The 11,421-nt window shown below is 77.4% G+C and carries 9 protein-coding genes; 4 read left to right on the plus strand and 5 right to left on the minus strand.

Translation table 11 applies throughout. The features are described from left to right. Window positions 1-217: 217 nt before the first annotated feature. From NT8_RS30070 to NT8_RS24035, 3 genes are all read right to left on the minus strand, one after another. Window positions 218-358: a hypothetical protein gene (locus NT8_RS30070; RefSeq protein ID WP_169805253.1), complete on the minus strand. Its 141-nt coding sequence runs from the start codon at window positions 356-358 to the stop codon at window positions 218-220. Next, window positions 355-2,667: a hypothetical protein gene (locus NT8_RS30485; protein WP_067974060.1), complete on the minus strand. Its 2,313-nt coding sequence runs from the start codon at window positions 2,665-2,667 to the stop codon at window positions 355-357. The genes NT8_RS30070 and NT8_RS30485 overlap by 4 nt, the downstream gene beginning before the upstream one ends. Before the next feature lie 93 nt (window positions 2,668-2,760). After that, window positions 2,761-4,209: a GDSL-type esterase/lipase family protein gene (locus NT8_RS24035; protein WP_245646310.1), complete on the minus strand. Its 1,449-nt coding sequence runs from the start codon at window positions 4,207-4,209 to the stop codon at window positions 2,761-2,763. A gap of 595 nt (window positions 4,210-4,804) precedes the next feature. Between NT8_RS24035 and NT8_RS24040 the strand changes: the two genes are divergently transcribed. After that, window positions 4,805-5,728 (plus strand): hypothetical protein, encoded by a 924-nt coding sequence (locus tag NT8_RS24040; RefSeq protein WP_067974061.1) that lies wholly within the window; start codon window positions 4,805-4,807, stop codon window positions 5,726-5,728. Window positions 5,729-5,816: 88 nt separating this feature from the next. On the opposite strand, the gene NT8_RS24045 is transcribed toward NT8_RS24040, so the two are convergent. Then, window positions 5,817-6,335, minus strand: a complete 519-nt coding sequence (locus NT8_RS24045; protein WP_067974064.1) for an NADPH-dependent FMN reductase — start codon at window positions 6,333-6,335, stop codon at window positions 5,817-5,819. Window positions 6,336-6,864: 529 nt separating this feature from the next. On the opposite strand from NT8_RS24045, the gene nagA reads away from it, so the two are divergent. The 3 genes from nagA to NT8_RS24060 all read left to right on the plus strand — a co-directional run bounded on the left by nagA (window position 6,865) and on the right by NT8_RS24060 (window position 10,919). Then, a complete protein-coding gene (nagA, locus tag NT8_RS24050) occupies window positions 6,865-8,022 on the plus strand; it encodes an N-acetylglucosamine-6-phosphate deacetylase (protein WP_067974065.1) in 1,158 nt (385 codons plus the stop codon). Window positions 8,023-8,451: 429 nt separating this feature from the next. Then, a complete protein-coding gene (locus NT8_RS24055; protein WP_067974068.1) occupies window positions 8,452-10,455 on the plus strand; it encodes a glycosyltransferase family 2 protein in 2,004 nt (667 codons plus the stop codon). A 149-nt stretch (window positions 10,456-10,604) separates the two neighbouring features. Next, on the plus strand, window positions 10,605-10,919 hold the full coding sequence (locus NT8_RS24060; protein ID WP_067974069.1) for a hypothetical protein: 315 nt from the start codon (window positions 10,605-10,607) through the stop codon (window positions 10,917-10,919). 51 nt (window positions 10,920-10,970) lie between these two features. Here NT8_RS24060 and NT8_RS24065 read toward each other — a convergent pair whose 3' ends face one another. Further along, window positions 10,971-11,171 carry a hypothetical protein gene (locus NT8_RS24065; protein ID WP_067974072.1) on the minus strand — a complete coding sequence of 67 codons (201 nt, stop codon included), beginning with the start codon at window positions 11,169-11,171 and terminating at the stop codon, window positions 10,971-10,973. Window positions 11,172-11,421: the final 250 nt, after the last annotated feature.

Consider the following 11,421-nt stretch of genomic DNA (forward strand, 5'->3'; position numbering starts at 1 on the left):
CGGTCGGCGCGGCCGCTCCCCTGGGGGCGGGGGCGGCGGGGCCGGGCGGGGTCTGAGCACCGCGGGTGCGCGCGGCCGCGGAACGGGTCGCGGCACCCCGGGACGAGGGGTGGTCCCCGGCGGTCGCGGGCGGGCGGGGCCGCGGGCCGTCGCGCCGCACGGGAGGGGCGGGCGCCCGGGGCCGCGGTGGGCGGCCCCGGTTCCGCCGGGCGGACCCTTAGCGGTCGCCGTAGTTGTAGAGAGACTGGTTCACCGGCTCCGCCGACGACGACGCGTTGGTGGCGACGGTGGTGCCGACCAGGGCGAGACCGCCGGCCAGGGCCGCGCCGATCACCGAGGCGGCGATGACTTTGATCACGAGGAGCGCTCCTTCCGCGGGGCCGTCCCGGCGCTGCGGGCCGGACGCATGGAGACGAGACTAGAACCTGATGCAGTGAATGACCAGACAAGTGCCCCAACTGTAACTAACCAGCCGGTAACTTCCAACCCCGTCAGCCGGTCGTGTCCGGCTTCGACGTGGTCGTCCGAGATCTCCACCAGGGCGAGCCGCGGCCCGAAGGCGCGCACCGCCGCCACATCGGGGTCGAACGAGAACCTGTTCTCGCTGAGCAGGTGGGCGGTCAGCGGGTCGGTGGCGGCGTCGGGGCCGCGCAGCGCCTCGCGCTCGACCAGCACGTAGCGCACGCCGAGGGCGCCGAGCCGGGTCAGGTGGTCGGCGGGGTCGAGCCCGGCGGCGTTGAGCCGGGCGACCTCCCGGGCGAGGGGGTCCTCGCCGGTGATCGTGCGGACGCCGCCGGCGTCGGCGACCCGGAGGTCATCGTTCCACACGACGCGGCGGTCGAACAGCTTGACGGCGGGGTCGAGCGCGACGACGGGCGGACCCGCCCCGGCCCAGTCGAGCCCCCGGTAGGCACTCCACGGCAGAACGGCCACCGCGCCGGGGCGCGGATCGGCGGCGACCTCGGCCGCCACCGCCGTCCACTCCTCCGGGTACTCCACGGACACCAGCCGCCCGCCCGCCCCCCACAGCAGCCCGGGAAGCAGCACCACCGGCGCAAGGGCGACCACCACCCCGACCCCCCACAAGCCCCCCGCCCCGCCCGACCGGCCCGATCCGCCGGCACCCGCCCCAGCGGACACGGCCGATCCGTCGGCCCCCGGCCCGGCGGACCGGCCGACACCGTCACCCCCGGCGGCGACGCCCGCCCCGTCCGCGTCCGCCCCACCGGACCCGCGCACCACACCGGACCCACCCACCACATCCGCCCCATCGACACCGGACCGGCCGGCCCCAGTCGGGCCGGCCGCACCGGCCCCGTCGCCCCCCAAGCCGGCGGGGGCGGCCCGGCCCGCCGCGAGGAGCCAGGCGACGGCGCCGCCCGCGCCCACCGCCTGGAGCAGTGCCAGCGGGGCGACGTAGAGCTGGCCGTCGCGCAGCGGGCCGAACCCGGGCCAGGCGGCGATCAACGCGCGCAGCAGGTCCCGGCCCGGCTCGGCGGCCCCGAGCAGGGCGATCCCGAACCCGACCACGGCGGCCGCCGACAGCCCCGCCGCGTACCGCACGCCGCCCCGCCGCACCAGCCCCACCCATCCGGCCAGGGCCGCCAGCGACAGCACGAGTCGGCAGGCCGCCGCGAGCGGGTGGCCGAGGCCGTCGGGGACCGCCTGCGCGTTCCAGATCCCGCCGAGGGCCAGCAGCGACCCCGCCACCCCGAACGGGGTGTCGGCGCGCGCCGCGAACAGGTCCACCGCCGCCGGGTCGGTCCGCGCCCCGCTGCCGAGGGCGGGCACCAGCCACGGCAGCCCGACCACCACCAGCGCCGCCACCACCAGCCCGGCGGCCCCCACCCGCCCGAGCCCCCGCCCGGCACGCGCCGCCGCCGGACCCCCGGTCCGGTCGCCCGGACGCCGACCCCACCGCCCGGCGCGCCCGCCCGCGCGGTCAGCCGACCCCCGGCCCCACCGCCCGGCACGGTCGGTCGGCCCCCGGCCCGGCCGTCCGGCGGGTCCATCGGAGCGGTCGACCGCCACCCCGTCCTCGGCCGGATCGGCCCCCGCTCCAGGACCCCCCGGGGCGGGACGGCGCCGGGGGCGGAGCAGCGCAGTGGGCAGCGCGACGAGCGCCGACAGCACGGCGGAGGAGAAGCCGCCGACGGCGGCGGGCGCCAGGGCGGTCACCAGCCGGGGCAGGTCGCGCGCCCCGGCCAGGCGCACGGTGGCCGCGAGCACCCACGGCAGCCCGGCGTAGCCCAGCAGCACGGCCCACTGGCCGAGCAGCAGGCGCTCGGCGACGAAGGGGTTCCACACGTAGAACAGCGCGGCCGCGAGCCGCGGAAGGAGGGCGGTCCCGGGGACCAGGCGGGCGGCCCCGGCCGCCCCGAGGACGAACACCGCGAGGAGCAGCCCGGCCTGGACGGCGTCGGTCGGCAGCACGCGCGCGAGCGCCCCGACGACGGCGTCGCTGGGCACCGCCCGGGGGAAGCCGCCCCCGGCGCCGAGGGTCACCACCGACAGCGGCGGGTCGGGCACGAACACCATGTCGTAGCGGAGGACGAACCCCGGCCCCAGAACGGGCCCGAGCGCGGCCACACCGGCCGCCGCCCCGACCCCCCAGGGGGCGAGCCGCCCGGCCGCGCGCGCCACCGACCGGCGGCGGTCCTCACCCATCCCCCGACAGTACCGACCCCACCCCACCCGCCCCGGCCCGCCCCGGGGCCGCTCCCCTATCCCGGCGTCCGCGAGTGGGGCCGGGCGGGGCGGTCAGTCGGGGTGGGAGACCGGGGTGGAGAAGCCGCCGGGGACGTAGTCGCGGTGGGAGCGGACGGCGAACTCGTAGGCGCCGTGGCCGTCGGCCGCGATGGGCCAGCGCGGGTCGCCGTCGACCACCGCCACACCCGCCCAGCCAGCGCCGGTGCGCGGGCCCTCGCCGTCGCGCGGCGCGCAGTCGCCGTCGGCGGCGTCGCGGCCGCGACCGGGGGACGGCGTGGGGTCCGGCCGGCACTCCAGGGGGCGCGACCAGATCTCGTAGTGCCCGGCCTCGGCCACCGGCTCCCAGACCAGCACCGGCCCGCCGCCGTCCTCCTCGATACGCACCCGCTCCGGGGCGGGCGGCGGCTCGGTGTCGACGGTGACCTCCACGCGCTCCGACGCGCGCCCGGCGTCGCCCCCCTTGTAGGGGCGGACCACGAACGCGTACGTGGCGCCGCTGAGCAGCCGGTCGACGCGGGCCGTCCGCCCCTCGTCCGGCGCGGCGCCCGCGACCTCCATGGGCAGCGGGACGAGGTCGTCGGGATCGGGCCGGACCCGCTGCTGGAGCACCTGGTAGGAGGTCGCGCCGGGGACGGGGTCCCAGGTGAGGACGGCCTCGGTGCCGTCGTCGGCGACCTGGACCTCGGGGGCGGTGCGCGGCCCGATCTCGACCTCGGGCAGCGGGCGCGGATACGGCTCGCCCAGGCCCAGCGGCCCGGCCAGCGTGTCGGCGAACGCCGCCGCGATCTTCACCTCGCCGCGCGCGTTGGGGTGGGTGGTGTCCCAGTTGTCGTCGGCCGGGTCGTAGCCGTCCGCCGTGGCCGCCACGACCACCGGGGAGTCCGCCCCGTTGAGCTGGGCGGCGAGCCGCGGCAGGGCGGAGTTGAACGCGGCGACCTCGGTGTTCGTCTCCTCGTCGGCACCGGTCCCCCACACGGGGGTGAGCTCGCCCAGCACCACCCGGATGTCGCCGCGCGCGACCCGGGCGGTGTCGACGGCGTCGCGGACGCCGTTCAGGGCGTCCTCGGCGGTCCCGCCGCGCACGAGGTCGTTGGTGCCCGCCATCAGCAGCAGGTAGTGCGGGTCGTGCTGGGCGACCTGCTCGCCGATGCCCGCCGCGACGTCCTCGGCGGTGGCGCCCCAGACGGCGGCGTGCGCGCGGTCGAACTCGGGGTCGGCGTAGGAGTGGTCGCCGAAGTCGCCGGTGGCGGCGTCGAGGAGGTCGTCGTAGGGGCCGACGAAGTCGACGTCGGCGCCGGACTCCAGGTGCCGCCAGAGGCGGTAGCGCCAGGTGTGGTCGCCGCTGCTGCCCTGGGCGATCGAGTCGCCCGCGACCATGATCCGCACGGTGCCCCCGGGCGGGGTGGCGACCACGTCGGGGGTCGGGGTGGGGGCTGCGCCGGGGTCGCCGGTGCGGAAGGTGCCGACGAACGTCTGGATGAGCAGCAGGGTGACGCACATGGCGGCGAGCGTCACGCCGAGGAGGCCGAGCAGCGTGGGCCGGAAGCGGCGCCGCCCCGGCCGCCCGGCCCCGCCTCCGGACGGCGGGCCGTCCCCATCGCCGGACGGAGGACCGGTCCCGTCCCCCCGGGGCGGCTCTCCGCCCCCTGGGGGCGGGACAGCGCCGCCGCGCGTCTCCCCCGGCACGGCGGGACCGCCGGAGGCGTCCGCCCCGGTGGACAGCGGGCTCCCGGCGGGACGGCCTTCGTCACCCGGCCCCCCGCCCTCCTCCGGCCGCCCCGTTCCGGAGCGCCGGTCGGCGCGGTCGCGGGAGCGCAGCACCGCCGCGGCGAGGCGGGCGCGAGCGGATGCCGACGGCGGCATCGAGTGGGGGGTGGGCATGGGGGGCGGCCCTCTCGTCGGGTCGTGGACACCGCCACCAGACTAGAACGTGTTATATACACGGGGGCAAGGAGTGAGCGGGGCCACCCCGTCCCCCGCGCCGCGCGGGGGCCGCCGGCGTCCCGCCGTGAGCGGGGGCCGTCCGGCGCCCCGTACCGAGCGGGGACGCCCCGCGTCCGTGGCCCGCGGGCCACCCGTAGCGAAAGGCGATGACGTGGCCGGTCTCCTGGCGGCGCTGCTCTCCGCCGCCGTGTACTCGATCGGGCTGGCCGTCGAACAGCGGGCCCTGCACCGGTCGCCCGGCATCAGCCTGAACCGCCCGTTCCACCTCGCCCGCGTCCTGCTGGGCAACCCCCGCTGGGTGGCGGGGTGCGCGCTGGCGGCAGCGGGCAGCGTCGGCCTGGTGGTGGCGCTCGGCCTGGCCCCGGTGTCGGTGGTGCAGCCCGCGTTCGCCGGCGGCATCTCCACCATGCTGCTCGTCGTGGCACTCGTCCTCGGCGACCCCATCACCCGCGGCGAGAAGGTCGCCCTCGGCCTGATGCCGGTCGCGCTGCTGCTGCTCAGCCTGTCGCTCGGCTCGGGCGGCGCCACCGGCACCCGCCCGGACGTCCCGCTGCTGCTCACCGTCAGCGTCGGCACCGTGCTCGCCTGCGTCGGGGCGATGGCGCTCGCCGGCGGCCGCGGCCGCTACGTGTCGGCCGCCGCCATGGGCGCCGCCGCGGGCCTGGCCCAGGGCGTGGCCGGGCTCCAGGGCAAGGCCGTGGGCGGCCTCCTCGCCGACCGCGGCCTCATCGACGCGGTCCTGCCCGTCCTCGCCTCCCCCTACCCCTACCTGTACGCCGTGGGGTGGGCGGTGGGCATCGTGCTGTTCCAGACGTCGATGCAGCGCGCCCGCGCCTCGGTCACCGCGCCGGTGGCCAACGTCGTCGGCAACGTGTTCATGGTGGTGCTGGGCACGGTCGTCTTCAGCGAGGACCTGCCCGGCGACCCGGTGGCCCTGGCGCTGCGCGCGGCCGGGTTCGCGCTCACCCTCGCCGTGGTGGTGCTGGTGCGCGGCAACGGGGCGCGGGCCGAGGCCGACACCGCCCGCGACCGCTCGGGGCTGGACACCGCCGGGCCCCGGCACCCGGCGGGCTGACCCCGAGGGGTCCGGGCCCGCGCCGCCCCCGCGGGTGCGGCGCGGGCGCGCCCCGGCCGCGGGCGGCGCGCGCCGGGGTGGGGGGTGGTCACACGGAGACGGCGACCGCCTCGCGAAGAGCGGGCGCGGCGACCTCGGCCCAGGCGGCCACGACGCCGCCGGGGTCGGCCAGCTCGCCGCGCGACAGCAGCAGCCCGGGCTCGACCACCCAGGCCCCCAGGTCGGCGAGCAGGACCCGCAGGTCCTCCTCGATGTTGCGGCCGTTGCGCAGGTCGTCGACCACGGCCATGGGCACGGCCACGGTGTGGCCCAGGCCGAGTTCGGGCAGCCGGTCGAGGAAGACCTTGAGCAGCCCCGTGTAGCTGCCGTGGACCTGCGGGGAGGCGACGAGCAGCACCTCGCTGCCGCGCACCGCCGCCAGGGCGTCGACCACGTCCCGCCCGGTGTCGGCGGCCAGCAGCGCGGGGCCGAGCTCGGCGAGGTCGACCACGTGCGGGGCGGCGGGGGCGGCGGTGTGGCCGGCGGCGGCCTCGGCGGCGCGCACGGCGGCGGCGCGCAGGGGCGAATGGGCGTCGGGGGCGGCGACGAGCACGGTGATACGGGTCATGGCGTTCTCCTGGTGAGTGCGGCCGGGGGCGGCCGCCGAGCGCTGAAGGGATCGTCGGGCCGGACGCGGCGGGAGGCGTCCGGGCGGGCGGGATCATCGGGCACCGGAAAAGGGGCCGGACCGCGCTTCAGGGCCGGGACGTCGCTGTGCGGACCTGTCGCTGCGCGGACGCGCGGGAGGGGGCCGGTTCCGGTGGCGATGCGGGGACTCCCCCGCTGCGCGGGGCGGGGCCCCGCGGGGCGCTACCTACAACAGAGTGCGCTCGCCTGCTGTCGCAGATCGACGTGCAGGCGCTGGACGAGCAGCTCACCGGCGGACATGCTCTCCATAATGAGCGGCCGCACCGCCGCCGTCAATGCACGCGGCCGCCCGGTCACCGGGCCCCGCGCGGCGCCGGCCGCGGCGGGGGCGCCGCCCGCCCGCCCGGCGGCCGCGACGCCCCTGGTTCGCGGGGGTCGCGGACCCGGCACCGCATATCCTCCACGTGGACCGAACGACGTGTGGCATCGGGCACAGGAGGACGCGGGACATGGCGCAGGGCGCGACCGGGACGACGCTGACGAACGCGCGGCTGCTCACCCCCGAAGGGGTGCGCGAGGGGTGGCTGCGGGTCGAGGACGGCCGCATCGCCGCGCTGGGCGACGGCGCCCCGCCGGCCGGCGCGGGCACCACCGAGGTCGACGCGGGCGGCCGCTGGGTGCTGCCGGGCACCGTCGACATCCACGTGCACGGCGGCGCGGGGGCGGCGTTCACCGAACCCGACCCCGAGCGGCTGATGCGGATCGTCGAGTTCAACCGCGCCAACGGCGCCACCACGGTGGTGGGCGGCCTGGTGGCCGCCACCCCCGAGGACACCCTGGAGCAGGTCGCGGCGCTGGCCGAACTCGCCGACGCCGGCGAGATCGCGGGCATCTACCTGGAGGGCCCCTACATCTCCCGCTCCAAGTGCGGGGCGCACGACCCGGCGCTGCTGCGCGACCCGGACCTCCAGGAGTTCGCCCGCGTCCTCAAGGCCGGTCGCGGCCACGTGCGGATGATCACGGTGGCGCCGGAGCTGCCGGGGGCGCTCGACCTGGTGCGCGCGGCCACCGCCGAGGGCGTGGTGGCCGCGGTGGGCCACACCGAGGCCGACTACGCCACCACGCGCGCGGCGTTCGACGCGGGCGCCACGGTCGCCACCCACATCTACAACCAGATGCGCGCGCTGCACCACCGCGAGCCCGGCCCGATCGCGGCCGCGCTCAACGACGAGCGGGTCACCGTCGAGCTGATCAACGACGGCGTGCACGTCGCCTCCGGGGCGGCCCGGCTGGTGTTCGACGCCGCCGGGCCCGACCGGGTCGCCCTGGTCACCGACGCCATGGCCGCCACGGGTCTGGGCGACGGCGAGTACACGCTGGGCAAGCTGCGGGTGCGGGTGGAGGGCGGCGAGGCCCGGCTGGCCGACAGCGGGCAGATCGCGAGCAGCACGATCGTGCTGCCCGACGCGGTGCGCCGCGCCGTCGGCGTGCTCGGCCTGGACCTGGCCGCCGCGTCGCGCTCGGCGTCGGCCGTGCCCGCCCGCGCCCTCGGCCTGCCCGGTGTCGGCGCCCTCGCCGAGGGCTACCACGCCGACCTGCTGCTGCTCGACCCCGACCTGTCGACCGCCGGCGTGCTGCGCCGCGGCGCGTGGGTGCGCCCCTTGTGATCCCCCGGCGGCCGCACGGTGACGCACACCACACCGCCCCGCGCACCCCGCGCGGGGCGGCCCGGACCCGGCGCCGCGCTTCCGTGTCCGGCCGGACACGGTTCGCAGTATCCTGAGGTCGGCCGGTCACGGCGCCCCCGCGGGAGCACCGCGGTCACCGGGCCCACCGCACGGCCGCACCACGCCCGTCCCGCCGCCTCCCGCGCCGCCCCGCCCGCGCGAACTCCGCCCGCCGGGTCATCCGGGCGCGGGTGGTCGGCGTCTAAGCCATGTCGGGAAGGGCGCGCCGCGCCCGGCTGCGTTCGCGCGTCGGGCCCTCTCGCACAGCCGACCCCGCCGGGTGAACGCCCGGCGACAGCCGTGGATCAGATGAATGGATGACAGGTGTCCGGAGTTCCCCCCTTCGGTTCCCGTCTCAAGGGGGAGTCAATGGGTATCGCCGTGACGGTGATCATTCCCGCGCACAACACGTCAGCGGGCATCCTCAACGGGCTGGAGTCGCTGCGCCGGCAGACGCTGCCGCGCGACCGGTTCGAGGTGGTCTACGTCGACGACGGCTCCGACGACGGTACCGGGGAGCTGCTCGACGCCGAACTCGCCGACGAGCCGAACTTCCAGGTCGTGCACATCGAGAACTCGGGGTGGCCGGGACGCCCGCGCAACATCGGCATCGACCGGGCGCGCGGCGACTACGTGTTCTTCATGGACGACGACGACCGGCTCGGCGACGAGGCGCTCGAACGCCTGGTGGCGCGCGCCGACGAGGACGCCGCCGACATCGTCATCGGCCGCGTCGCCGGCATCGGCCGCAACGCCCCGCGCGAGATCTTCCAGAAGCCCATGCGCGGCGGCGACATCCGCAAGGACCGCCTGCTGCTGACCACGCTGACCGTGCAGAAGCTGTTCCGCACCGCGTTCCTGCGCGACAACAAGCTCCGGTTCGACGAGGGCAAGGTCCGCCTCGAGGACCACATGTTCATGCTCCGCGCCTACCTGGCGACGTCGCGGGTGTCGGTCGTGCACGACTACACCTGCTACTACTGGGTGCGCAACCAGGACTTCGGCAACATCTCGTTCGCGCCGAAGGAGCCGGTCGGGTTCTTCCGCAGCATCGGCCACATCTTCGACATCGTCGAGGAGAACGTCCCGCCGGGGAAGCTGCGCGACCGGCTGTACGCGCACTGGTACCGCTCCAAACTCCTCGGCCAGTACCAGGGCCCCAAGTTCCTCCGCCAGGAGGCCGAGCACGTCCGCCGGCTGCACGCCCTGGGCGCCGACCTGGTCCGGTCGCGCATCCCCGAGCACGTCACCGCCCAGCTGAACCCGTTCACCCGGCTGCGCGCGACCACCCTGCTCAACGGGACGCCCGAGCTGATGACCGCGCTCGCCGGCTTCGAGCAGGACATGGCGCACCGCACCCGCGTCACCGGGTTCCGGTGGGAGGGCACCCGGCTGCACGTCGACGTCGTGGTCGAGCCGACCCGGGTGTCCACCGGTCGGCCGATGGAGTTCCTCCGCGAGGACGACCGCGTCTACTGGGACCTGCCCGCGGAGCTGATGGCGGTGCCCGAGATCCGCGCGGCCGCCGAGATCGGCGACGCCCTCGGCAAGGCCGACGTGCGCGTGTTCGCCCGCCGCTCCGGCGACCCGGCGTCGCTGCGCGTCCCCGTGCAGGTCGAGCGCGCCGAGCGCCCGGCCGGCCCCGGCCGGTTCACCCTGGAGCTGCCGGGGACCATCACCGTCGACACCGCGGCCGCCGACCACGGCAACCCGCTGTCCGGGCAGTGGTGGTTCCGGACCCGCTTCGACCTGGGCGGCGCGGGCAGCGACCACACGGTGGGGACGGCGCGCGGCGCCGACGCCGACCGCACCCGCACCCCGGCGTTCGTCGACCTGGGCGACCGCACGTCGTTCGTCAACCCGCACTGGAACGGCAAGGGCCACCTGGTGATCGGCGTCGACGGGAGCTGGCGGCCGCTGCGCCGGGCGCTGCGCGCCCCCGCGGCGGCGCGGGCGACGCCCACCCCGACCGGGCTGCGGCTGGAGATCCCGCTGGTGCTGCGCGCCGCCGAGTCCGGGGTGGAGGTCCCGCTGCGGGTGGCCCGCAACGGGCGTCCGCCGCTCACGGTCGCGGCCCGGGTGAACGCCACCCGCGAGGGGTCGCCGTCGGCGCCGCACGCGGTGCTGACGGCCACCTTCCCCACCCCGCCGGGGGTGGGGCCGTGGCAGTTGCAGGTGGGCGGCGGCGAGCCGTGCGACCTCGGGGTGGTGCTGCTCCGCACGCCCACCGGCTGGCTGGTCACCCGCCCCCTGCAGGACCGGGCGCGGCGGCGGCTGGCGCCCCTGGTCGACCAGGCCCGCGAGCAGGCCCGGCGGCTGCCCGCCCCCGCCCGCAAGGCGGCCCGGCAGGCCTGGCTGCGGCTGAAGGGCTGAGCGCCCGGATCGCTGTCGGCCGCCGCCGCGCGGGCGCGCGCGGCGGCGCCGGGCCGCGGGCTCGGCGCCCCTCGGCGCGTTGGCGGAGCCGATCGGTGACGGGGAGCGACAATGGCGGCCACAGCAATTCCGAGAGGGAAGGACGCGCTATGGCCGATCCGCACCCGATCAGCTCCGGCACCGTTCCGACCGCCGCTCCGGCGTCGGACGAGCACCGCGAGCTCTCCCGGTTGGCCGACGCCCTGACGGACTACGGCGTCTGGGCCCGGATCATCGACGACGACCCGCCCGTGCTCAGAGTGAGCAACCCGCAGTCCGACTACGCCGTGGAGGACGTGTCGTGCGAGCGGCGCGCGCACGACCACGCCTTCCTGGCGTCCTTCGGCGTGTACCTGGGGAGCAGCGACAGCCTCGCCCTGACGGCGCGCAAGGTCGCCTGGCTCGTGGGCGCCGTCGAGCGCTGAGGGCCGGCGGCGCCGTCCCGCCCGCGGGGTCGCCGCGGGGCGGGGCGGGGCTCAACGGTCGGCCCGGGACGACCGGCGCAGGACGGTGCCGGCGGCGGTGAGGACCGCCCCGATGACGGTGATGCCCAGATAGGCGGCCGGCGGCAGGTCGACCCACTGGTGCAGCAGGCCGGCCTCCTGGCCGAAGAACGCGGGGCCACCGAACCCCAGCGCTCCCTGGATGAACAGAATGATGCCGATGATCTCCAGCATGGGAGCCTCCCTCGTGGCGGGGGTACGCCCGTTCGGCGTGCCCATCACCCACGATGCGCGCTCCACCTGCGGATTCCCTCCTGCGCCGGACCGATCTCCCACGTCCTGCGAACGTCGTACGCGCCTCACCCGGACGGGAGGTCCACGCGGCCTCGGCCACAGGGGGGTACCCCGGGAGGGCTCGGGGGGTCTCCCCCCGGAAAACACAAGGGACGACCCCGCGAGGCGGCAAAGCCGCCGAGCAGGGTCG

The sequence above is a fragment of the Nocardiopsis trehalosi NBRC 14201 genome (assembly GCF_001552555.1).
Classification (GTDB): Bacteria; Actinomycetota; Actinomycetes; order Streptosporangiales; family Streptosporangiaceae; genus Nocardiopsis_B; species Nocardiopsis_B trehalosi.